Raw genomic sequence first — 25,328 nt, 5'->3', positions numbered from 1 at the left:
TCAAAAATATTATAAATAAACAACATTATAAAATGTTGAAAAATATTTAATCACCATAAGAATATTAAGTTATCCACAATTTTTTTAAAGTATAAAAACTCAATTAAAACCTATCTTTTTACAACTTATATACATATCTACATGTTATATATTTTTATGTTGAAAACTTAAATGTTTATTAATATGGAATCTAATGTTTAAATTTAACTGTATTTTAGGTTGTTTTTTGCAAAGAAAATATTATATAATAGATGATGAAACATTATTTTTAAAGTGAGGAGGTTCCAGCATGAAAAGAACTTGACAACCATCAAAAATCAAACACGCACGTGTTCACGGGTTTAGAGCAAGAATGGCTACTAAAAATGGTAGAAAAGTAATTAATGCTCGTAGAGCTAAGGGTAGAGCAAAATTATCTGCTTAATTTTAGTTGCTTTTAACAAACTATGAAAAATAAAAGAATTATAAAAAAGAACTTTGAATTTCAAGATATTATTTCTACTAAAAATTCTATTAAGAATCTTTGTTTTGTAATTTATTATAGATCGAATGACAAAGGTTATTTGAGATATGGAATAAGTGTAGGAAAAAAAATAGGTAATGCTGTTGTAAGAAATAAAGTTAAACGACAAATAAGAATGTTAATAAATAATAATATAAATGTGTTTGGAGAAAAATCATTTGATATTATTATTTTGGCAAGAAAACCGATTTTAGATATTAAATTTGAAACTGCTTCAAATTCTTTTAAAAAAATTATAAATAAACTTTAGGTATAGAAAAGGGGGAAAAGAGTTTGTACAAGCAAAGTAACAGAGTAATGAATTATTTGAACCCTGAAAAGAGTAAAAAAAGTAAACAACCAAAAGATATTTTAAAAATAGTTATAAAATGATTAAAAATTATTGGTTTTCTATTTATTCTAGTTTCAATGTTATGAGGTTGTGTGCAAATGTATCAATCTCAATATACAGTTAATCAAATAGTTGATATGACTGGAAAAACTGTTTACGCTCCAGGGGTTTCATTTGAGATCATTCTTAACTCATTAGGAGAAAGTGGAGAAAAAGTTCACCACTTCGCAATTCAAAATGGAAAACTTATCGAGTATGGATATAATTCTATAAACTCATGAGGAGAAGCGTTTAGTAAAACTGAATCACCTTTCTATGGATTCTTTGTTTATCCAACTGCATGAGTATTAAGTGGACTTATTAAATTATTCTCAGGAACATTGAACCCTAGCTTAGATGATAAAACTCAATTATCTTATGGTATTTCATCTGTTGCATCAATCTTCTTAACAGTGTTAATAATTAGAGTATTAACATTGTTAATGGGATTTAAGTCACAAATCAATCAACATAAAATGCAAGATATTCAATTAAAAGTAGCTGAAATTCAAGCAAAATACAAAGATAAAAAAGACATGCAATCAAGACAAAAACAACAAGCTGAAATTCAAGCAGCTTACCAAAGAGAAGGTTTATCACAGTTTTCATCACTAGCAGGATCATTTGCTCCGTTACCATTCTTATTTGCGATTTATGCAATTGTTAGATCAACTAGATCATTAAAAATTGCTACATTAGGTCCAATTGCTTTAATTGAAGGACCATGACAACAAATTACTCAAGGTAACTATATTTACATATTAATCATTGGAATTTATTTACCTTTACAAGCAGTTTCAATGTTGTTACCTACTTTACTTCAAATGAAACGTCAAAAAGCAGTTTCATTAACTGAAGCACAGAAAAAGGCTAGAAAAAAACAACTTATTACACAACTTGTTATGATGGTAGTATTTGTTATTGTTATTCTATCAGTTGCCACTGGGGTATGTATTTACTGAATTTTTTCATCAATATTCCAAATAATACAAACATATGGTTTCTACAAATATAATGAAAAACATACAAAAGCTGGAAATCAAGAAAGACAAAGACGTTTACGTCAACAAGAAAGAATAAAACTTAATAATAAATAGAGTGTTAATTTAACACTCTTTTTTTGTTACATATTAAAATTAAGATATAAACATAAGCAATAAGTATTAATTAAAAATAAAAATTAGTATAAATATTGCTATTTTTAAATGGAGGGATGATTTTATGAGTAAAAATAATGTAATAAAATTGACTGAGTGAGTTATGAAAAAATTCCCATTTAATGAAGATTTTGCAGAAGCTGTTGGAATTTTATGTATGGATGCGAATGATGAAGCTGCAAGAATTGGAGATCACAAAGAAGTTTACTTCCAAAAACCTGAAGGTGGAGCTTTATCATTAGTTAACTTTTGAATTAAAAAATGAGCATTCCAAAGAGGAGCTAACTTCACTAATTTAGCTGCTGATATTATATTTGACTTATCAACAAAAAATAAATTTACTGATGGAAATAAAAGAACTGCTTTATTAACAGTTTTATACTTCTTTAAAATGTCAGGATTCTGAGTAGTTCAACCTAACCCAGTTGATTATTGAGATAAATTAATTGAAAATGTAGTTGAAGAATTTGAACAATCAAAAGATGTTGAAGAAATTAAACATAAATTAAGAGAACAAATTTTAGAAAACTTAATTTCAGTTGATCCTAAATATGAAGATGTAACTGAAGAAACAGAAATAGATCCTGAAAGTGAAATCATCACTGCTGAATATGTAAAAAGTAATATGAGACTATGACAACAAGAAGTTAGAGAAGATGAAATTATCATGGAATCATTAAAAAGATTATCAGTTAAATAAAATTAATAACAGACATATCACCTAACATTGTTAGGTGATTTTTTATTTGTTATAAGTAAAATTTTACTTTTTAGTAATGTCAATATTCAAATTTTTATAACATAACGAATGGATTAATTAATAGAAATTGCAAAAAAACTAATGCATTATAGTCGATTACCTTATAAAATTAACTAGGAGTAGGGAAAGGCTACTATATTTTTTTATAGTTTAACCTTTCTCTATTTTTGTTATAGAAAAACTGTATTTCATTTAAATAGATAGGATAAATGGGTAAAAATATGAAAAAATTAATTTCAATAATGAGTTCTATAGGACTAGTTGCCACAAGTTCTCTTACGGCTATTAGTTGTAAAAGTTCGAGTTTAGAAATGCTTCTTGTTCCTTCAAAAAGTGGAAGTGAACTTATAAAAGAGGGACAAACATTAGGAAGATTAATGACTAAAAAATTAAAAGAATTAGCTAAAAAAAGAGGTGCTGAGTTTAATAAAACAGTAAAAGTTAGAGTTTCTGATAATTATACTGCTGCAGCAAAATCATTAGCTAGTGGTTCATCTGATATAGGTCTTATGTCAATACAACCTTATAAAGAAAATAGAGGACAAAAACAAGAAGACGGAACATATGACAAAATAGGTTTCTTACTAAGTTCTGGTAGAAAAGGAGCTAAATCTGACACAACTTTTAAAGATTTTAAAGGTGAGAATGGTAAGTTTTCAAATGATAAAGCTATATCTAAGTTAACTGGTGAAGAACTATTCAAACTAGGTAGTTGATATCAAGAATATGTTAAACAAAACGAAGAATCTGTTAAAAAAAGTTATGCTGAAATTTTAGAAGATAATGAAATTTCAGCAACATACTACAGAACATATGTTTATGCAAATACAAATGTTTTATCAAACACACCATATAAAGATGGAAAAAGTTATAAACAAGCTTTAGAAGAAGCAAAAACAGCAGAAAATGGTTATCAAAATTATAGAGAAATAATTAAGCACTTAATTGTTGAATCAAATATAAAAATAGGTTTAGGAGATAAAAAATCATCTTCTGGATTTAGCTATCCAATGTTATGAATTAGAGAAAATACTGATTTAACAAATGAACAAATAGTTGCTCTATTTAATAAAAAAGATAATGATCGAAAATTTGTTATAGGACAAAACTATGATCTAATGGCAGAAACTATAGGTGATAATGAAAAAGCGAGTTCAGGAAATGGTTATGGTCTATCATTTGGTTTTTCAGATATTCGTTTTAACAGAGCTGGTAAAACAGAAGTTGAGAAAAAATTATTTAAAAATTCTGAAATCATTGGAGCTAGTCAAGCAGTAATAAATGACGGAATTATGTATTCAAAAAGCAAAAGAACTTTTGTTGGAAAAGATCCAGAATTACTTAAAGATGTGAAAACTGCATTACAAACTTTATTGAAAGAAGATGCAGAAGCAAGAGAAGCTTTAAGTATATATAACATTACTAGTTTTGAAGAAACAGATGCAAAAATTGATGAGAAAATAACAAACGCACTTGAAAGTCTTGAAGATGTGTTTAAAATAGCACAAGCAATATAACATTATCATAAGGAATAAATAGAAATGATTACATTTAAAAATGTTAATAAAATTTGACCAAATGGAAAACAAGTTTTAAAAGATATAAATTTAACAATATCAAAAGGTGAATTAATAGCTGTTATTGGACTTTCTGGTGCTGGTAAAACAACGCTTTTAAAAACTATTAATAAACTTAATGATATATCTTCAGGAACTATTGAAATAGAATTTGACAAGATCAATAAAAAATATGATTTATCTAAAACTAGAGGAAAAAAATTACGTGAATTAAGAAGTAATATTGGTTTAATGTTCCAAGAATACAACAATATTGGAAATAAAACAGTTTTAGAAAACGTTTTAAATGCAAGAGTCACAAAAGAAAAACCTATTTTTAAACTTTTAGGTATGTTTTCAAAAGAAAGTAAATTAATAGCATTGGGATCTTTAGATAAATTAAACTTATTAGACTTTGCTTACATTCGTGCTGAAAATTTAAGTGGTGGACAACAACAACGTGTTGCCTTAGCAAGAACATTGAGTCAACAACCTTTTCTAATTATTGCTGATGAACCTGTATCAGCTTTAGATCCGGTTATGGCCAACCAAGTTATGAAAGACTTCCAAAAAATTAATGCAGAAGAAGGAATAACAACTATTATAAATATTCACCATGTTGATTTAGCTAAAAAATATGCAACAAGAATTATAGGTTTAAATAATGGAGAAATTGTATTCGATGGTTCTCCTGATCAATTAGATGACCAAATGATTAAAAAAATCTATGGAGATAATTACTAATGTTTATAAAAAATAAAACATTTAAAGTAGGTAACAATTTTACAAAAAGACCTAAAAAAGTATTTATAACAAGTTTTTTAGTTGTATCTATAGCAATCATACTTCTTGGGTTCATACTGTTAGACTCAGAATGACTAAAATTTTTCCAAAACATTGATCAATTGAATGAATTAATTAGCAATTTTTTTAAGTGAGATTTTGCTGATTGATCTGAATCTAGATTGGGAGCAAGAAGTTTTCTATCTAGAGTATTTGCGCTTTTATTAGAAACTATAACTTATTCTTTCTTTGGAACTTTTATAGGTGTGATACTATGTTTTCCTGTTGCGTTATTGGCTGCTAGAAGTATTATAAAAAACAACTTTATAAATCAAAGTGCTAGAATATTTTTATCAGTTTTCAGAACTATACCTACTTTTGCATTCGCAATTATAGTAAAAGGATTTTTTGACACAGTTTCATCAGTTATAGCTGTTGGTGTTATATTTTTCTCATTCTCAGTTGCAGGTAAGCTATTCTTTGAAAAAATAGAACAAATAGATGTAAAAGTTTATACTTCATTACAGTCAACAGGAACCACAAGAATTCAAGCATTTAGAAAAGCTGTAATTCCTCAAATTTCAAGAGATCTACTTTCTATTTCACTTTATGCATTAGAAACAAATATTCGTTATCTATCAATTGTTGCAACTGCTGTTGGTATAACTAGCTTTGGTGGTGTGATTCAAGAGACTATAGGAAATAGTGAATATAATAAAACAGGATTCTTATTAACATTATTCTCTTCTGTTATTTTAATGATTGAATTGTTAATAATTTTCACTAAAAAATATGTACTTGAAGATAAAGATCAAGTTCTAGAATATAAAATCATTAATAAATCTTTAAAAGCTATAAGAAAAATCGACAATACTAATGCATTGAAATTTTATGTAAATCACATCTTAGTAAAAGATATTAATGATAAATTATCTAAATTAACCGATAAAAACGAAATTCAACATCTTAAAAAAATAAGAAGAGAGAAAATCAGAGAATACATAGCTGAACATAGAAAAAATGTTAAACAAGACAAATTAGAATACAAAACATTATTAAAAAATACAGATAATGATTTATTTATAAAAATAGATTCGATAGATCAAACAGTTAGAATTGATCAAAAGACAACTGCAAAACTAAATTTTTTCGTTTTAAAAGCAAAAGAAGAATTAAAGAATGTAATTGATGCATCAACAAAATTAGAACTAAAAGAGTTTAAAGAAAATTTAACAGTTGAACAAACACTAAAAAGTGGAAGAAAAAACTACATTAAAAGATTAGTGTTTGGATTAATTTTGATTTCAATGTTCATTTATTCAACAACTACTATTGATTTTAAACTTGCAAGTTCACAACAAGCTAAAGATACAGGAAAAGTAATTTTAGAAATCTTAAATATAAATTGAAGATCATTAATTCTTACTGATCCAACAAATAGAGTTGATTTCCCAGTAGTTTCTTTATTGTGAGAAGCGTTATCTATGGCAATTGTTGCTACTTTTATAGGAGGAATTATTGCTTTTATTCTAGGTTTATTAAGTTCAACAAAAGTAACTAATAAATATGTTTCAATTCCTTTTATGTTTATCACAACAGTTATGAGATCTATACCGACATATATGTATGCTTATGTGTTTGTGTTTATAGTTGGTTTCGGTCCTTTCCCTGGTATGTTAGCTCTTGTTATGGGTTCAATTGGTATGCTTACAAAATATAATCGTGAAATATATGAACGAATTAATATGAAAATTATTTACCAATTAAAATCTATGGGTCTTAGTTGATGACAAGTTTTCAGACATGGTGTACTTGCTCAAACTAAAAATGAAACAATCTCATATATCATTTACCGATTTGAATTAAACTTTAAAGAAGTTGCAGCTTTAGGAATTGTTAGCGCTGGTAATATAGGATTTATTATGAATTCATACTTTAGAGATCGATTATTTTCTGAATTTGGAGCTGTAATATTTGGATTAATTATCTTTACATTAGTTATAGAAAATATTTCAACAACATTAAGAAAAAAATTCTTAGAAGACAAAAACTTAAAATTTATTGACTGAATTATTAATAAATACCGTCACTATAAATTCCCAGTTTATAAAGCTAAATTACGATTATTTAATAAACCAGTACTTACACCATACTTTGAAGCAGAAGCATTTAATAGTTATGCAAAACAAGAAAAATGAATGGATACTTTAATTGAAAATGGCAAAACAAAACAAGAAATTTACAATGAATTAAAAGAGTATGAAAATGATTTTAGAATATACCGTAAAAACATGGTATCAAGTATTAATTACAAAACTAAACAAGATCTAGAAACTGCAAAAACAAACTATACTAATACTCTTAATAATTTAAAACAAGAATTTGTAGTTAAAAAACAAAAACTAAACGAATTTAAACTAGAAACTGAAAATCAAATCAAATTACTAGATAATCAAGAATTATCAGCTGATCAAAAACACTATCAAATTAATGATTTAAAAGCTAAATATAATTTAGAAAAACAAGAATTAATCAATATCAAAAACTTAATCAGACACTTAAAACATGATTACAAAAAAACTAAATTATATGCAAAACAAATTAGAAGAATTAAATTATTAAACTTAGATTACTAGTTTAATGAATATAAGTGATTTGAGTATTGTTCAAATCACCATGAATAATCCTATTGAAAACAAATTAGAAAAATAATATAATTAAATATGCCGTAATAAGGATAACATCTGAATGAGTCAGGACCGGAAGGTAGCAGCTATAAGGAAACGTGTTCTGTATTACGGTTTTTTATTTGGAGGAATTATGAAAGAATTTGATCAATTATTAGATTTATTAATAAACGAATCTAAAAAAGCATTAACACATGATGATATTCCGGTTAGTGCTTGTGTAGTAGATAGTAATAACAATATTGTTAGTTTAAGTTTTAACACTAAACAAAAAGATAAAAATATTTCATCACATGCTGAAATAAATGCAATTAATTTAGCTATTAAAAAAATAAATAATATGAATTTAAGTGAGTATAAAATAATAACTACTCTTGAGCCTTGCCAGATGTGTTATGGAGCAATTGATCAAGTTAAAATTAAAGATATTTATTTTTTAGTAGACAGCATCAAATATGGAATAACTAACAAATATAGTATTAATGATATAAACATCAATTTAATCCAAATAAAAAATCGTACAAAAGAAGATGAATATAAAAATATCCTTAACAATTTCTTCGCTAATAAAAGATAGTAAATGTTAAAATAATATATGCAATATTTCTAATGCTTATAAAGATTGGAATATTTATGATATCGGTGGTTTTAGTTCTTACCGGCCATGCCTACCATTTGAGATGGCGAAATGATAAACAGAACTAAATTAGAACTCTTTAGAGTTCTTTTTTAATGATTAGTAATAATTATTAATATATTGACTAAACAATTATTGTTGTAAGTTTAAGTTCTTAATATAAGGTAAAATATATATAGTAATTAAGAGGTAAGACATGGAAACAAATAAACAATCATTATATAGAGTTTATAGACCAAAAGATTTTAATAGTGTAGCAGGACATAAAAATGTTATTGAAATATTAAAAAAACAAATCAGTGACAATAAAATAGGTCACGCTCTTTTATTTGCTGGACAAAGAGGAACTGGAAAAACTAGTGTTGCTAGAATATTTGCAAAAACTATTAACTGTTTAAATTTAATTGAATCTAAAGCTTGCGATAAATGCTCTAATTGTATAATGGCCAATGAAAATAGAAGTTCAGATATTATTGAAATTGATGCAGCTTCAAATAATGGTGTCGATGAAATAAGAGATATCAAAAATTCAGTCGCTACTTTACCGTTAAATAGTAAATATAAAATCTATATAATTGATGAAGTTCATATGTTAACTAAACAAGCTTTTAATGCATTGTTAAAAACATTAGAAGAACCGCCAATGCATGCTGTTTTTATTCTGGCTACAACTGAATTTAGTAAAATCCTTCAAACAATATTATCAAGATGTCAAATATTTAATTTTTCTAAAATTGACAAACAATCTTTAACTAATAGATTAAACTTTATAATTACTCAAGAAGGTTATGAAATAGATAAAGAAACTTTAGATGAAGTTTATTATTTATCAGAAGGTTCATTAAGAGATGCAATCAACATTATTGAACAATTAATTTTAGTAAGTGATAAAAAAATAACAATTAATAACTTAAAATCAATCTTTTTAATAGCTACAAAAAAAGAACAACTTAAAATAGTAAAAAGTACTTTAAATAACAATTCTGAATTTATTATTTCTTATTTTGAAAAAGCTAATAATCAAGGTATGAATTGAGATGTTTTTGCTTTAGGTATTATTGAAATAATTAAAGAAATTGTTGAATATAAATTAACTAACGATCTTGATTTTTTAAATGTATTAACTCATGATGATGTAATTCAATTTAATGATTTTAATATAAAAGATATTTTTAAATTAGCTGATAATTTAGCTGATGCTTATTCAAAAACTAAAAACTCAAACATTAGTTATAACTACTTATTACTAAGCTTATTAAAATCATTAAACACACAAACAACTGTTGTAAAAAACGATGATAATTTTATTGAAATACAAGCAAAAAATGATGATATTAAACCTATAGAAAATGATATTGAAATTGAACAAATAATTCTTGAAACAAAAGAAATAAATAAAATATCTGAAGAAGAAAAAACAGTTATTATAGAACAAGAATCTATAGAAATTCAAAACCTAGATGAAGAAGATTTTACTGCATTTGTTGAAACAAAAATTAATGTAATTGATGATCAATTAAATGATAAAGAATGCTTTAAATTAATTGAACTAAAATCTAAACTAAACTCATATCTATTAGATTTAATTTCTATGAAAAATAACTCATCAATTGATAATATGGATTTAATTAATTTCTTATCTGGAACAAAACAATTTAAAGATGAAAAAATGAAAGTAGATAAATTATTTAGTGATTTATTTGCAACTGATGAATTTGATAATTTAATAAATAAAGATCATGCTAACAACTTGTATATGTTATTAGATACAAAACTAATGGCTTTAACTGATAGTGTAATAATTTTAAAAACTCAATCAAATAGTCATGCTAATTTAATTAACAACTTAATGTTAGATGAAAAAGTTTTAAATAATATTTATTCATGATTTAAAAAACACTATTTTATATTTGCAATTGATGATAATAAAAAAGACGAAATAATGATGATTTTTAAAGATCTAAAATCTAAAAATAAATTATCTGATTACAAAGAAAAAACATTTGAAGAAATTAAAAACAAATATCTAAAAAATAACAAAGAAGTTTCACTAAATAAAGAATTAATTCAAAAAGCAAAAGCACTATTTGATGATGATTTTATAATAGGTGATTAATATGTCTGATATATTATTTGACCAAATAGTTGATATTGTAAAAAACAATAAAGGACTAACTAAAAAAACTACACAAAGATTATTAGTAGATCTATTAATTAATCCAAACAATTTAGATCAATTAATTAACCAATTAAATACTTTAAAACAAAATATAAGTTTATGTCCGATTTGTTCTTATTTAGCTGAAAACAATCAATGTTTAGTATGTAGTTTATCTAGTAGAGATCAAAATTTAATTTGTGTTGTATCAAGTATTTTAGATGCTAAAAATATAGAAGATATTAATAAATTTAAAGGTGTTTATCATATCTTAAATGGAGAAATTGACTTAAATAAAAACTTACCACCATACAAGTTAAATATCAATAAATTATTAGAAAGAATTAATAAAAATACTGAAGTTATATTAGCTTTAAACGCAACATATCAAGGAGAAGTTACAGCTAATTATTTAAACCAATTATTGAGTGAAAAAAATATAAAAGTAACTAGAATTGCAAAAGGAATACCAATGGGTGCTAGTTTAGATTATATGGATGAATTCACTTTAGAAAGTGCATTTAATAATAGAAAAAAATATGGAGAATAAATTATGTTTATAACATTTGAAGGAATAGATGGTAGTGGAAAAACTACAGCAATCTTAAAAGCAAAAGAAGAATTAGAAAAAAAGGGATATAAAGTTTTAGTTACACGTGAACCAGGTGGTGAACGTATTGCTGAACAATTACGTCAAATTATTTTAGATAATAAAAATGAATCAATGCATTCTTGAACTGAAGCTTTATTATTTATTGCAGCAAGAAAAGAACATTTAGAAAAAGTAATTAAACCTGCTTTACAAAAAGGTATGATTGTAATTTCTGATAGATTTATGGATTCAACTAGTGCTTATCAAGGTAATGCTAGAAATATTGGAGTTGAAAATGTTGATCGTATTCAAGCTATTATTTTAGGTGAATGCAAACCTGATTTAACTTTATTTTTTGATATAAAACCTGAAGTTGCTGAAAATAGAATGAACATAAGAGGAGAAGAAATTAAAAATCGTTTAGATAAAGAAAAGATGGACTTTAAAGAAAAAGTTTATCAAGGTTATAAAACACTAATTAAAAATAATCCAGAAAGAATTAAACAAGTTGATGCATCTAAATCTATTGAACAAGTTAGTGATCAAGTTTTAAAACTAATCTTAGAAAAAATAAAATAATATGAAAAAAGAACAAATAATAAAAAGATTAAAAAAAATGGTTGATGATCACAACTTTTTTTCTAATACTATATTGAATAGTAATGATAATCAAATAAGTATGGATATAGTAAGTGAAATTATCTCTTATATGTTTTGTTGTAATTCAAATCATTTAGATTTTGATCAAGTAAAAAAACAAATATTAGAGAATAAAAATATTGATGTTTTACAAATTGGAGATGGTCATAGTGCCATTACTAATCAACAAGTTCATGATCTAATAGAAAAAATGAGTATGTCATCAATTGGTGAACAAAATATTAAATTCTTTATAATAAAAAATGCAGAAAACTTAAAAAATACTTCAGCTAACTCAATATTAAAATTTTTAGAAGAACCTCCAGTTAACACTTATGGATTTTTATTAACAAATAATTACAGTGAAATAATCACTACCATTTTATCTAGATGTCAATTAGTTAATATCGATAATGAACAAAAAATAGATGAACAATTAAATGTTTTTGAAGAATTATTAATCAAAAAAAATAAAGAAGAAATTCTATTATTTGGATCAAAATTAAAATCAATGAGTAGAAATGATCAGATCAAATTAATAAGTGATGCTTATCATAAAACTATAGTTCATAAATTTTTTAACTGTATTGAACCAACTTTAGAAGTTTTAGATGATTTAAAATTTTTACCAATCACAAATATATCTATTGATAATTATTTAATTAGAATTGTTGAGGAAATATAATGAAAGTATTAAATGACTTACTTGGTTATAAAAATAGAAAATTATATCAACATAATAAAATGTTTAACTTTACTTTAGACAGTATTTTAGTAGCTAGGTTTGCAAATTTAACAAGTAAAAGAAAAATGATAGCGGATTTTGGAACTAATAATGCAGTCATTCCTTTAGTTTTAAGTAAATACACTAATGCTAAAATCGTTGGAGTTGAGATTCAACAACAAGCTGTTGAAATAGCAAGAGAAAATCTTGAGTTAAATAATTTAAACAATCAAATAGAGATAGTTTGTTCAGATATAAAAGAATTTGCAAAAACTCATAATCAAGTTTTTGATTTAATAGTTTGCAATCCACCGTTTTTTAAAATGGATGGTAAACCTAAATTAAAAGAAATTTCACAAGAAGTTGTAAATGCTAGACACGAAGTTTTAATAACATTAGAAGAAATCATTTATTGTGCAAGTAAATGTTTAAAAAATAAAGGTAATTTTACAATAGTTCACCGTGCTGAAAGAACTGGAGAAATTATTAATTTATTTTACAAATATAATATATATCCAAAAAGATTGATGCTTGTACAATCAAAAGCTGATCAAGAAGCAAAAACTGTTTTAATTGATGGAATATATCAAGGAAATGAAGGTATGCAAATACTACCAACTTTAGTCACTCACAATAGCGATGAAACATATACAGATGAATTGTTAAAATACTTTCATGATTAGTTTAGAAATATAACATTTTTAAATTGTGTTGTATGATATAAATAAGAAACAAGAGGCAAATACTATGAATGTAACAAATGTTATTTTTAGATTAAAAGAATTAGCAAAAGAACCAGAAACTAATATTGGATTAACAAGTAAAACAATTTTAGATAATATGCAATTAGTTGCTAATTTTAATATTTCTAAAGTTGCTCAAATTACTTATACTTCTCCTGCTACTATTACTAGATTTTGTCAAAAGTATCTAAATTTATCAGGATTTAGTGAACTTCAAACTCTTATAAGAGTTTATTTGAGTGAAGAAGAATTAAATTCAGATCCTAAAAAACACACTAAGAAAAATGAATTTAACTATGATGAAATAACTAGTGCAATTAACTTAACTGATAGTTTAATTGACATGGACGAAGTTGATAAAATCGTTGAAGCAATTTTTAAAACAAAAACTGTATGTATCGTTTCTCAAGATTCAAGCATAAGTTATATTGCAAGTGACTTATATGAAAAAATGAGTTTAATAGGAATACCCCCAATTGTTATTAAACAACAAGAAACATTAGAATATTATTCAAAAATATCTGATGAAAACTGACTTTTTATTGTGATTTCTCATTTTGGAGAAAACATTATGGTTAAAAAAATGATAGAACAAATTCATAAAAATGGTTCATTCGTAGCGTTAGTTTCTATGAATAACACAAGTGCGTTTTCTAAAGTTGCTGATTGTTGAATTAAATATGCTCCAACAGATCAAGATCCTCTTCAAAGAATTAAATATTCATCTATGTTTTCACTGTTATATGTAACACAAGTGTTGTTTACAAGTATAGTTAAAAAAGACAAAAAACGTTTTGAAAAAATCTCAAAAATTCTAAAAATAAACTAGGAAATATTTGCTATGAATAATTTAAATATTGATAGTACAAAAAAATATTTAGTTGCTGTTTCTGGTGGACCTGATAGTATCTTTTTACTAAGTAACATTTTAAAAAATATTGATAATAAAAATATCGTAGTTTGTCATGTAAATTACAATTTTAGAATTGATTCAAATATCGATCAACAAATTGTTGAAGATTTTTGTTTACAACATAATTTAAAACTAGAAATCTTAAATGTAACTCAAGATTATTTAGAATTAAAAACTAATTTTGAATCTTGAGCAAGAACTTTAAGATATGATTTTTTCAATGAAATTGCAAATAAATATAATATCTTTAATCTATTAGTCGCTCATAATCTAAATGATTTAATTGAAACATATCTTTTACAAAAACAACGTAATAACGAAGTTAATTACTATGGTTTAAAAGATAAATCTAAGTATAAAGATATGAATATTTACCGAATAATGCTAAACATTAAAAAATCATATATTATCAATTATCTAGATACTCATAATATTAAATATGCTATTGATTCAACTAATTCAGATGTTAAATATGAAAGAAATAAAATTAGATCTATTTTAAATGAAGATGATTTTGATACTTTATTAGAAGAAATTAAAATAAAAAACGATCAGTTAAACAAGATCAATAAAATTGTAGATAAATATTTAAAAAACAATCTTATTGATGATGAATTAGAATTAAATAAAGAACTATTTAGTTTTAAAAATAATGTTATTCAAAGAATTGTTTACAACTATTTTAAAGCTATTAAAAAAGAAGAATTATTATTAAACAGAAGTAATAAAACTATTGTTGAAATAACTAAAACATTAATAAATTCTAAAAAGAATTATTGAAAAATAACTTTAAATGAATATAGCTTAATTAAAGATTATGATAAGTTATTTTTAATTTCTAATAAGTTGTTAGAACCTAAAACATTAGTTATTAATAATTTAGATGATTTAATTAATCAGACTATGTTTGACAATATCGATCAAATTGAACAAATTATTTTTAATCAGAGAGATTTTAGTTACATAATTACTAATGATTATGAAAAATATAAATTAGAAACAACAATTGATATAAAAAAACTAACCGATATTTAATAGATAGAAAAATTAGATATAAGTCTAGAATTTTAAACCCTGTTGTTTACAATAAAGATAAAAAAATAATCTTAAATAAGATTAAAAAATATTATTTATCAAAACTATAAAATAAGATTTTAATCTGAAAATTTTAGATTATAAATGAGAAAGAATCTTGTTTAGTAATCAAAATTTATCAAGGTTAGTTTTTAAAATGTTAATGTGATAATATTATTATATTGTATAGGTATTTTTAGAGGAGAGAATATCATGGATAAGAAAAAAAGAAAACCTAGTTTATGGTTTTGAGTTATTCTGATACTAGCTGTTATTTTAATATTTACTATTGTTAGTACAACAGCAGCAGGAACTACCCAAAGTCTTACTCTAGATCAGTTGTATGAAAAAGCACAATCTGGAAAAGTTGATAACATTACATTACAAAAATATATATATGGAACTGACATAATAAGTGGATGATATCAATCAGAAAGTGGTTGAATAAAATTTGTTGTTAACACAAGTGATCTTGCTATTAATTCAATAACAGATCAAAACTTTAAAAACTTAATTTTAAATTCAAATACTATAGTTTATAACAATACATCAATTGCTTCATTCATATCATCATTATTACCAATGTTTATTCTAATTTTATTCTATATTGGTTTATTTTACTTTATGTTCAAAGGTGGTGCAGCTGGTGGTGCAGCTGGAGCTAACGGATTATTTGGAATGGGTAAAAATAAAGCAAGAAAAGAAAAATCAAAAGTTAAATTTAGTGATGTTGCAGGTATTGAAGAAGAAAAAGGTGAATTAGTTGAGTTAGTTGATTATTTAAAACAACCAGCTAAATATGCTTCAGCTGGAGCAAGAGCACCAAAAGGTGTTTTAATGGAAGGTCCACCAGGAACAGGTAAGACTTTACTTGCTAAAGCTGTTGCTGGAGAAGCAGGAGTTTCATTCTTCTCAATCGCAGGTTCTGAATTTGAAGAAATGTTTGTCGGAGTTGGTGCTAGTCGTGTTAGAGAAATGTTTAACGAAGCTAAAAAATCTGCTCCAGCGATCATCTTTATTGATGAAATTGATGCTGTAGGACGTAAACGTAATGCAGGAATCGGAACAGGAACAAATGAACAAACATTAAACCAATTGTTAGTTGAAATGGATGGATTTGAAACTAACTCAGGAATTATTGTTATGGCAGCAACTAACCGTGTTGACGTTTTAGATCCAGCCTTATTAAGACCAGGACGTTTTGATAGAGTTATTCAAGTATCTCTACCAGATATCAAAGAACGTGAACAAATCTTAAAATTACACGCAAGAAACAAAAAAGTTGATTCAAGTGTTGACTGACATAGAGTTGCTGAAAGAACACCAGGATTCTCAGGAGCACAACTTGAAAACGTTTTAAACGAAGCTGCTATTTTAATGGTTAGAGAAGGAAAATCAATTATCTCTATTACTGAAATTGATGAAGCTATTGATAGAGTTGTTGGAGGTCCTGCTAAAAAATCTCGTGCTATGACAATGCATGATAAAGATATTGTTTCATATCATGAATCAGGTCACGCTTTAATTGGATTAAAATTAGAAAGTGCTTCTAAAGTTCAAAAAGTTACAATTATTCCACGTGGTAATGCCGGTGGTTATACAATTATGACTCCTAAAGATGAAACGTTATTCTCATCTAAAAATGATTTATATGCAATGATCGCAGGTTACTTAGGTGGTCGTGCAGCTGAAGAAATCAAATTTGGAAAAGATAATGTTACAACAGGAGCTCATGATGACTTTGATAAAGCTACTGCTATAGCAAAAAGAATGGTAATGCAATTCGGTATGTCTGATTTAGGTATTACTAAATTATTAACAATGGCTGATGAAGCTTATGGTAAAACTGAAGGAAGTTATTCTGAAGAAACTGCAGCAAAAATTGATGCTGAAGTAGCTAGAATTTTAGATGAATCATATAAATTAGCTATTAAGATAATTAAAGAAAACATGGATACTTTAGAATTACTTGCTGAATCTCTAAGAGTACTAGAAACTATTACAGCTGAACAAATTGATTACATTAATAAAAACAAAAAATTACCTGAAGCAGTTTTAATTGAAAAAGAAAGATATGCTAAAGAACAAGAAAAAATTAAAGAAGGTAAAATTATTGAATTAGATATTAATGATATTAAAAAAGAACAAGAACAAGAAAAAGCTGAAGAAGTTTCTTCTGAAGAAGTAAAAAAACCTAGAAGAAAATCTAGTTCAACAAAAACAAAAAAAGTTGATAAAGAATCAGATGATTCTAAAGATGATTCTAAAGACGATAATAAAGATAAAGAAAAAGAGGAATAATAAATTCCTCTTTTTTGGTTATCAAATTATGATCAATCAATTGTTTGTGGATCTGCTGGATTAGCATTGTGTTCTAAACTATCGATAACACCGTTTCTGATATGAATAACAGTATTAGCAATTTTAGCGATGTTAGGGTTGTGAGTAACAACAATAATTGTTGTTTTGTATTCTCTGTTAACTTTAACTAGAATTTCAAGAACTTTACGTCCCATTTCTTCATCTAACGCCCCAGTTGGCTCATCGGCAAATAGAATATCAGGGTTTTTAGCTAATGCTCTGGCAATAGAAACACGTTGTTGTTGTCCCCCTGACATTTGGTGAGGGTATTTATTCATTTGTTCTTTCATACCGATTGTTTCAAAGATTTCTTCGATTGACATTCCACCTTTGTTTTTTGCTAAGTTTTCTCCAACTTCAGCGTTTTCTTTAGAAGTTAAGTTTGTTAGCAAATTATATTGTTGGAAAACGAATCCAACATTTCTTCTTCTGAATTTAGTCATGTGAGAATCTTTTAACAATGTTAAGTTAGATCCAAGAATAAACACGTCACCTTCAGTTGCTTTATCTAGCCCTGAAATTATGTTTAAGAATGTAGTTTTTCCTGATCCTGATGGTCCTAAAATAACAATAAAATCTGATTTATCTAATTTAACATCAATACCTTTTAATACTGGAGTTTCTAGATCTCCTGTAATATAAGATTTTTTAACATTTTTTAACTCAATAATGTGTTTATCTAAATTAGGAACATGATTTTGAGTTGTCACAACAAGACCGTTATCCAAAATTTCTTTTGAATATTTGCTTGTTAATTTCTTTTGAAGTTTTAGTTTTTGTTTTAAACCTTTAACACCTGGTTCAAACTCTTCTGATTGTGTAATGTTAATAAAATCACGATCATTTATTTTATTTTTATTTTCCATGAGTGCTCCTTTATTTTTTAATTTAAAACAATGTCTTATTAATTTTAGCACATGTTTATTATGTATTGATTAATTTAAAAGTTTTGCGATATCTTCTAAGTCAACTGTGTATTTTTTGTTACAAAATTCACAAAGAACTGAAATTTTTTCTTTTTTGTTAATGATGTCGTTAATTTCTTCTTTAGGTAAAAGTTTTAAAGAATTAAACACCTTATCTGTTGAACAAGTACATTCGAATTTTATTTCTTTTTGTTCTAAAATTTCAGCATCTTCAATTATTTCTTTAATTAATGCTTGATAGTTTGTAGATTTTAATAAAACTTCTTTTATAAAGTTTGTGTTTCCAAGTTTTTCTGAAATAGCATCGAGATTTTCTTTTGTATAACCCGGAAACATTTGAATCATAATACCTACAACTTTTTGAATTTCTAAATTATCATCTAACTTACAATCAGTTATTAAAAATGAATTAGTTTGAGATGATTTAGTTCAATAATTTGTAAAATCATAATCAATATTTCCAAAGTTAATCTCAACATTTGAAACATACGGATCTTTTAAACCAAGATCTCTACTTACAACTAAAAATCCTTTTTTACCAGCTGTTGCTATAACTGGATCAGCATCAATTTTATTAATATAATTCATTGGATCAAATTGTTTATTTTGAATATAACTTCTTATTTTGTTATTTTGAAATTCAGCTATCATAGTTTTAATAGCTCCGTCACTTGTTGTTCAATTTGAAAAAGTTTTATCGTTATCTTTTGATTCCATCCCTATTAAAGTATTTGCTGCTGTAAATTTTGATAAAACTATATTTGCAAAAACATTTGCTTTTTGAAGTTTAATTATTTCTTGCATTGATTCAGTTATATCAACTATTGAAATTTTTACATTATATTTTTTACTTGTTGCTCTTATTCTTATATCCATATTTAACCTCTTTTATTTATATATAATATCTTAAAATTTATCAGTTCTAATATGCAGTTTATGTAAATTATTAAATATTAAACAAAATGACACCATTTCTACTATAAAAAGATATAAGAAAGAATATATAACTTTAAAAAATGCAACAAAAAAGATATGAATTACTCATATCTTTGTTTTGTGCTTTATTGTTGTTAGTTTTGATTGAATTTAGGTAATTTTTCAGGTGATAATTTACTTCCTGCTGAGAAGTTTGAAAATGATGGAATAGGGTTTCCCTCGTCATCTTTTGCTTTATTATTATTCTCAACAACTTTCTTAACGTCTCAATTTGATATATTTTGATCAAATAATTCTGCATTTGCAAATACATTATTCATATAACTAACATTTGAAGTGTCTCAAGCTTTATATTCACTTCCGTCAAGTGTTGGTATTTTTCTTGTTGAAATATCTTGATTAAAACTTTTAGCACCTTCAAACATATGCGACATATTATCTAGATTTTTTAAATTTCAAGTGCTTATATTTCCATTGAAAGATTCAGTTCCAGAGAATGCCCCAACCATAGTAGTTACATTCGAAACATCTCATTTATCTAAATCCTGGTTAAAACTTTTAGCACCGAAAAATATTGTGTTCATCTCAGTTAATTTAGAAGTATTTCAGTTGTTTAAAGGTTTGTTAAAAACATCGGTATTACCAAACATTCCATCCATAACCGCTACATTCGAAACATCTCATTTTTCTAAATCTTGATTAAAACTTTTAGCACCGAAAAACAATCCTCACATACTATGAACATTCGAAACATCTCAACCATTTAAAGGTTTATTAAATGACTCAGCATTAGAAAACACACCGTTCATGTAAATTACATTCGAAACATCTCATTTTTCTAAATCTTGATTAAAACTTTTAGCATTTGCAAAAGTTTCATTTAAGTATTGAAAATTTGAAGCGTCTCATTGTTCGATACCTTTAATTTCTTCATTCTCATTTCCTAAGAAAACTTGATCTAAACCATTAACGAATCATGGTAATTCTGTCGGAACTTCTTTTACAGTATTCTTTAAAGTTTGTGGACTAATAATGTAATGTTGCGTTCCTTCATCAAGAAATGTCTTTAATTTTCATCCCATATCTAAACATATAGTCTCATCATCTTCGTTATATGTAGGTTCTTTTTCTAAATCAAGTCAATCATTTTCATCTTTACCAAATTTAAGAGTAATTGAATTTTCTTTATATAGTAATTTAATTTCATTTGAATTACCAATATTTTCAAAAGGTGATATGTCAGATGCAAGTAAAATTTCATCTGCATCTTTTTGTCTTAGTCTTTTATTTAATTCTTTAAACAGATTTTCGAAATAAATAGGACGAATTAATTTTCCAAAAAATCCTTCATTTCAAATCGAATGTACTATTTGTATATTTTCTTTTATTGTTAAAACTTTTACTTCAACATGACCAGTATACATCTCAGATTTAACAACTTTGATAGTTGCTTTATCATTGTTTACGTTTACTTGAAGATCCTCTTTTTTAAGATCTTTAATATTATTGTTTTTTAAAAAAGCATCTATGATAGTATCTGGGTTTTTATCTTCAAGTCCTTTAAGTTTTAGATTTAAATTTTGTATATTACTGATATCTATTTTATTAGTCTTATTATTTTTATTTTGGTTGACAAATGCTATAGTAGCACCTGCTGTCCCTCCCCCTAATAAAATCAGCGAACCAGCAACTGTAATTCATTTTAAATTCTTTTTCATTTTAATATCACCTCTATTAAATATATTATAGAACTTTTATGATCTCTTTTTTGTCTTTTCCACTTGATCTCTTTTTGTCTTTTTAACTTGATCTAATTATGTAGTTTTATGTAAAACATTTTAGCGTTTACTAAAGTACTTTATTATTTTTTAAATATTAATAATCAATTTAATTTTTTACTAGTATAATTATATTGTCTAGATGCACCCACATCTAGAGGTTAGAGTAACCCCTACTCAACCAAAAAATATGAAAATTGGAAATTAAAATTGATTTTTTATACAAACTTTCTCATTTCTTTAAGGAACGTTAATAAAATTTAATATTTTATTACCTTAAAAATAATAATAGAAATTGAAAACCGGCCCCCAACCGGTTTTTATTGTTTTCTGTAGAAGTAACTTTTTGGTGAAAGTTGAAAAACTCATTCTTGCTTAGTATAATGAATCTAATGAATTACTACGTTTTTAGAAAGAGGAAATATATGAAAAAATTATTAAAAATATTATCAGGTGTTGTGATGTTATCATCTGTAGGTGTTGCTAGTTCATTTTTAATGAGCAACAATAATAATCAAACAATGAGTTTAAGACTAAACCAAAACGAAGAATCAGAAAGAAAAATAGTAAAAAAAGAAGATTCAAAATATGGTGATCCAGATAAATCAGGCAACAAAAAATGTACAAAAATTGGATGAGTAGAGTATAGCGATGGAACTGTTGAAATAGAAAAATTTGACTCAAAAGTAATTGAAGTACCTGAAACACTACCACAAAACATTACAAGTTTAAAATCAGCTTTTGAAGGTGTTGAAGCAATTTCAATCAAAGGTATTGATAAATGAAATACTTCAAAAATAACTGATTTTTCAAAAGTTTTTTTCGAAGCTAAAGCATTTAACGACAGTTTAAATTGAGACACTTCTGAAGCTGTAACTATGAGTTCTATGTTCGAATCAGCTGAAAAATTTAATAGTTCTCTTGGCGATAAATTTGACACTTTACATGTAACTGATATGAGTTCTATGTTTAAAAAGGCTGAAAGTTTTGATCAAAATATCAGTAGGTTTAGAACATATAATGTAACTAATATGCGAGAAATGTTTCAAGGAGCAAAAGTTTTTGATAAAGAAATTGGTTCATGAGATGTATCTAAAGTAACTGATATAGGATTTATGTTTGCAAAAACAGATAAATTTAACAAAAATCTGTCTTCATGAAATACAAAATCAGTTCAAAAAATGGATAGTACTTTTCAAGAAGCTAAATCATTTGCTTCAGATATATCTACTTGAAACACTTCAAATGTAACTACTATGAGTAATATTTTTAATGATGCTACGCTATTTGATTCAGATATATCTACTTGAAACACTTCAAATGTAACTGATATGAAAAACTCTTTTAAAGAAGCATTGGTTTTTAATCAAGACTTAAGTAAATGAGATGTATCCAAAGTAACTGATATGGAATCTATGTTTGAAAAAGCTACAAGATTTAATCAAGACATATCTAAATGAAACACAGAAAATGTAACTAATATGAAAGCTATGTTCAGAAATGCTAAAGAATTCAATCAAGACTTAAGTAATTGAAATACAGCAGGAATTGCGGATGTAAATTGAAGAGCTCATTTTGAAGTAGACTCAAGAATGAACAGTACTAAACTTCCAAAATGAGAAAAAAACTTTGAATATTTACTTGTTAGAGACTCTAAATTCAAATTAGAAGGTAAAAACCCTAAACTTATAAAAGAAAAAGGTAAATATAAAATTCAAGGTAGTGCCAAATGAATGTTTAGATCAAAAGGATTAAAATCAGTTACAGTTGATGGAAAAGAAGTACAAATAGAAAATGACACTGCTAAGTTTGATTTTGCTCCAATAATTGGAAAAAAAGAACGTGTTATAGAAGTAGTGTTTGAAGATTATAGAAAACAAGAACATACAGCATCTATGACACTTATTGTAGAACCTGTAAACCCATTAGCAAAATTTATTATTGCAACAACTTTTACAGCTATTGGGATAGGAATGTTATCTTGATTTAGCTATACTATTCACAAAAAACGTGACAACAAAAAATAATGTTAAAAAAGTTTAGGAATACCTAAACTTTTTTCTTATTCAAAACCTTTGCAATATTCTAAATTAATATGTGCATCATAACCTAATTTTATAGGATCATCATAAGTTGCTTTTACACAAACTTCATTATTTCAGTTTTGTAATATTATGTTGTTTTGAATATTGATTTAAACCTTTTGAGTTAGTGATTTTACGAAAGATACTATATTTATTATTTCATTATCAATTCGAACATACTTATTGGTAAAAAATATCAATTTTATAGCTAACTTTTAGCAAAATTTTGTTCCAAATGTTGAAAAACTACCCCCCCCCCCTAGTAAAATAATATTTTGAGACTATTTTTTAGAAAGAGAGAAAAATATGAAAAAATTATTAACAATATTATCAGGTGTTATGATGTTATCATCTGTAGGTGTTGCTAGTTCATTTTTAATGAACAACAGTAATAATCAAACAATGAGTTTAAGACTAAACCAAAATGAAAATCCAGAAAGAACAATAGTAAAAGAAGAAGCTTCTGAATATAGTTCAGACAACAAAAAATGTACAAAAATTGGATGAATTGAATATAGTGATGGAACTGTTGAAATTGAAAAATTTAACTCAAAAGTAGTTGAAGTACCTGAAACATTACCAGAAAACATTACAAGTTTAGTATCAGCTTTTGAAGGTGTTGAAGCAGATTCAATCAAAGGTATTGATAAATGAAATACTTCAAATGTAACTGATTTTTCAAAAGTTTTTTTCGAAGCTAAAGCATTTAACGAAAGTTTAAATTGAGATACTTCCAGTGCTACAACTATGCGTTCTATGTTCGATACAGCTGAAAAATTCAATAGTTCTCTTGGTGATAAATTTGATACTTCAAACGTAACTGATATGAGTTTTATGTTCTGTCGTGCTAATGAGTTCGATCAAGATATTAGTAATTTTAAAACTTCTAATGTAACTAATATGAGAGGCATGTTTAAAGAAGCAAAAAAATTTAACAAAGCAATTGGTTCTTGAGAACTATCTAAAGTAACTGATATTGGATATATGTTTGCTACAGCTGAAAAATTTAATCAAGACTTATCTTCATGAAATGTAAAATCAGTTCAAAAAATGGATGGTATTTTTCAAAATGCTAAATCATTTAATTCAAATATTTCAACTTGAAACACTTCAAATGTAACTGACATGAGTAATATTTTTGAAGAAGCTTCATTATTTAACCAAGACATTTCTTTATGAAACACTTCAAATGTAAAAGATATGAAAAATTCTTTTACTAAAGCAATTGTTTTTAATCAAGACTTAAGTAAATGAAATATTTCTAATGTTAAAAATACAGCATATATGTTTTCAGGTGCTGAAACATTTAACCAAGACTTATCTTCATGAAACACAGAAAAAGTAGAATCAATGACAGCTATGTTTAGAAATGCTAAAGCTTTTAACCAAGACTTAAGTAATTGAAATACTGCTGGAATTGCAAATGTGACATCAAGATACGAGTTTGCTAAAGAATCAAAAATGGAAAATAGTAAACTTCCAAAATGAGAAAAACGTTTCGATTATTTACTTGTTAGAGATTCTAAATTTGAATTAAAAGATGAAAATTCTAAAATTAATAAAGAAAAAGACAAACACATTATTCAAGGTAGTGCTGAATGAAACTTTAATTCAAAAGACTTAAAATCAGTTACAGTTGATGATAAAGAAATAACAATAGAAAATTCTACTGTTAAGTTTAATTTCGTAGAATCAAAAGACAAAAAAGAACACGTGATAAAAGCTGTGTTTAAAACTGAGGAAAATAAAGAAGAAACAGCAACTATGAAAATTGTTGTTGAACCATCAAAATCATCAAGAAAAACTATTATCGGTATAGCTTCAGCAGCTGTTGTATTAATAGTAGTGTCTGCTTTTGGTTATTCATTCTATAAAAAACGTAGCAACAAAAAATAATGTTAAAAAAGTTTAGGGATCCCTAAACTTT

Annotated in this window: 20 protein-coding genes, 1 other RNA gene and 1 pseudogene; 19 read left to right on the top strand and 3 right to left on the bottom strand. The window is 25.7% G+C overall.

Translation table 4 applies throughout. From position 1 onward, the window contains the following. Window positions 1–289: 289 nt before the first annotated feature. From rpmH to ftsH, 17 genes and pseudogenes are all read left to right on the top strand, one after another. Window positions 290–424, top strand: a complete 135-nt coding sequence (gene rpmH / locus NX779_RS04495; RefSeq protein WP_036497817.1) for a 50S ribosomal protein L34 — start codon at window positions 290–292, stop codon at window positions 422–424. A 22-nt stretch (window positions 425–446) separates the two neighbouring features. Beyond that, window positions 447–773, top strand: a complete 327-nt coding sequence (gene rnpA / locus NX779_RS04490) for a ribonuclease P protein component (RefSeq protein WP_259430189.1) — start codon at window positions 447–449, stop codon at window positions 771–773. A 23-nt stretch (window positions 774–796) separates the two neighbouring features. Further along, window positions 797–1,990, top strand: a complete 1,194-nt coding sequence (gene yidC / locus NX779_RS04485; protein WP_259430188.1) for a membrane protein insertase YidC — start codon at window positions 797–799, stop codon at window positions 1,988–1,990. 124 nt (window positions 1,991–2,114) lie between these two features. Next, window positions 2,115–2,750, top strand: coding sequence for a hypothetical protein (locus NX779_RS04480; RefSeq protein WP_259430187.1), 636 nt, complete (start codon window positions 2,115–2,117; stop codon window positions 2,748–2,750). A gap of 281 nt (window positions 2,751–3,031) precedes the next feature. Continuing rightward, on the top strand, window positions 3,032–4,327 hold the full coding sequence (locus NX779_RS04475) for a PhnD/SsuA/transferrin family substrate-binding protein (protein ID WP_259430186.1): 1,296 nt from the start codon (window positions 3,032–3,034) through the stop codon (window positions 4,325–4,327). Window positions 4,328–4,351: 24 nt separating this feature from the next. After that, complete coding sequence (gene phnC, locus NX779_RS04470; RefSeq protein WP_259430185.1) at window positions 4,352–5,110, top strand: phosphonate ABC transporter ATP-binding protein; 759 nt, start codon at window positions 4,352–4,354, stop codon at window positions 5,108–5,110. Next, the gene (locus NX779_RS04465) at window positions 5,110–7,785 is read left to right on the top strand and encodes a PhnE/PtxC family ABC transporter permease (protein WP_259430184.1); all 2,676 of its coding nucleotides are present in this window, start codon (window positions 5,110–5,112) and stop codon (window positions 7,783–7,785) included. The genes phnC and NX779_RS04465 overlap by 1 nt, the downstream gene beginning before the upstream one ends. A gap of 82 nt (window positions 7,786–7,867) precedes the next feature. Continuing rightward, an RNA gene (gene ffs, locus NX779_RS04460) (signal recognition particle sRNA small type) lies at window positions 7,868–7,963 on the top strand. A 6-nt stretch (window positions 7,964–7,969) separates the two neighbouring features. After that, on the top strand, window positions 7,970–8,413 hold the full coding sequence (locus NX779_RS04455) for a nucleoside deaminase (RefSeq protein WP_259430183.1): 444 nt from the start codon (window positions 7,970–7,972) through the stop codon (window positions 8,411–8,413). 256 nt (window positions 8,414–8,669) lie between these two features. Continuing rightward, on the top strand, window positions 8,670–10,589 hold the full coding sequence (dnaX, locus tag NX779_RS04450; RefSeq protein ID WP_259430182.1) for a DNA polymerase III subunit gamma/tau: 1,920 nt from the start codon (window positions 8,670–8,672) through the stop codon (window positions 10,587–10,589). A gap of 1 nt (window position 10,590) precedes the next feature. Continuing rightward, window positions 10,591–11,181: a recombination mediator RecR gene (gene recR, locus NX779_RS04445; RefSeq protein ID WP_259430181.1), complete on the top strand. Its 591-nt coding sequence runs from the start codon at window positions 10,591–10,593 to the stop codon at window positions 11,179–11,181. Between the two features lie 3 nt (window positions 11,182–11,184). Further along, a complete protein-coding gene (gene tmk / locus NX779_RS04440; RefSeq protein ID WP_259430180.1) occupies window positions 11,185–11,802 on the top strand; it encodes a dTMP kinase in 618 nt (205 codons plus the stop codon). Between the two features lies 1 nt (window position 11,803). Then, window positions 11,804–12,547, top strand: coding sequence for a DNA polymerase III delta subunit-related protein (locus NX779_RS04435; protein WP_259430179.1), 744 nt, complete (start codon window positions 11,804–11,806; stop codon window positions 12,545–12,547). Continuing rightward, on the top strand, window positions 12,547–13,269 hold the full coding sequence (locus NX779_RS04430) for a tRNA1(Val) (adenine(37)-N6)-methyltransferase (RefSeq protein WP_259430178.1): 723 nt from the start codon (window positions 12,547–12,549) through the stop codon (window positions 13,267–13,269). The genes NX779_RS04435 and NX779_RS04430 overlap by 1 nt, the downstream gene beginning before the upstream one ends. A 64-nt stretch (window positions 13,270–13,333) precedes the next feature. After that, the gene (locus NX779_RS04425; RefSeq protein WP_259430177.1) at window positions 13,334–14,158 is read left to right on the top strand and encodes a MurR/RpiR family transcriptional regulator; all 825 of its coding nucleotides are present in this window, start codon (window positions 13,334–13,336) and stop codon (window positions 14,156–14,158) included. A 12-nt stretch (window positions 14,159–14,170) separates the two neighbouring features. After that, window positions 14,171–15,387 (top strand): annotated as a pseudogene (gene tilS / locus NX779_RS04420) (tRNA lysidine(34) synthetase TilS). 142 nt (window positions 15,388–15,529) lie between these two features. Beyond that, window positions 15,530–17,617, top strand: coding sequence for an ATP-dependent zinc metalloprotease FtsH (gene ftsH, locus NX779_RS04415; protein ID WP_259430175.1), 2,088 nt, complete (start codon window positions 15,530–15,532; stop codon window positions 17,615–17,617). Window positions 17,618–17,643: 26 nt separating this feature from the next. Here the strand turns inward: ftsH and NX779_RS04410 are convergent, their stop codons facing one another. The 3 genes from NX779_RS04410 to NX779_RS04400 all read right to left on the bottom strand — a co-directional run bounded on the left by NX779_RS04410 (window position 17,644) and on the right by NX779_RS04400 (window position 21,257). Further along, the gene (locus NX779_RS04410; RefSeq protein WP_042733579.1) at window positions 17,644–18,543 is read right to left on the bottom strand and encodes an ABC transporter ATP-binding protein; all 900 of its coding nucleotides are present in this window, start codon (window positions 18,541–18,543) and stop codon (window positions 17,644–17,646) included. A 69-nt stretch (window positions 18,544–18,612) separates the two neighbouring features. Then, window positions 18,613–19,479, bottom strand: a complete 867-nt coding sequence (locus NX779_RS04405) for an Hsp33 family molecular chaperone HslO (RefSeq protein ID WP_259430174.1) — start codon at window positions 19,477–19,479, stop codon at window positions 18,613–18,615. A 194-nt stretch (window positions 19,480–19,673) separates the two neighbouring features. Continuing rightward, window positions 19,674–21,257 carry a BspA family leucine-rich repeat surface protein gene (locus NX779_RS04400; protein WP_259430173.1) on the bottom strand — a complete coding sequence of 528 codons (1,584 nt, stop codon included), beginning with the start codon at window positions 21,255–21,257 and terminating at the stop codon, window positions 19,674–19,676. A gap of 485 nt (window positions 21,258–21,742) precedes the next feature. Between NX779_RS04400 and NX779_RS04395 the strand changes: the two genes are divergently transcribed. Both NX779_RS04395 and NX779_RS04390 read left to right on the top strand, forming a co-directional pair. Then, window positions 21,743–23,344 (top strand): BspA family leucine-rich repeat surface protein, encoded by a 1,602-nt coding sequence (locus tag NX779_RS04395; RefSeq protein WP_259430172.1) that lies wholly within the window; start codon window positions 21,743–21,745, stop codon window positions 23,342–23,344. A gap of 363 nt (window positions 23,345–23,707) precedes the next feature. After that, window positions 23,708–25,297, top strand: a complete 1,590-nt coding sequence (locus tag NX779_RS04390; RefSeq protein WP_259430171.1) for a BspA family leucine-rich repeat surface protein — start codon at window positions 23,708–23,710, stop codon at window positions 25,295–25,297. Window positions 25,298–25,328 lie beyond the last annotated feature (31 nt).

The sequence above is a fragment of the Mycoplasma cottewii genome, from assembly GCF_024918975.1.
GTDB classification, from domain to species: Bacteria; Bacillota_I; Bacilli_A; order Mycoplasmatales; family Mycoplasmataceae; genus Mycoplasma; species Mycoplasma cottewii.
This window is presented reverse-complemented; position numbering and strand designations above follow the sequence as displayed.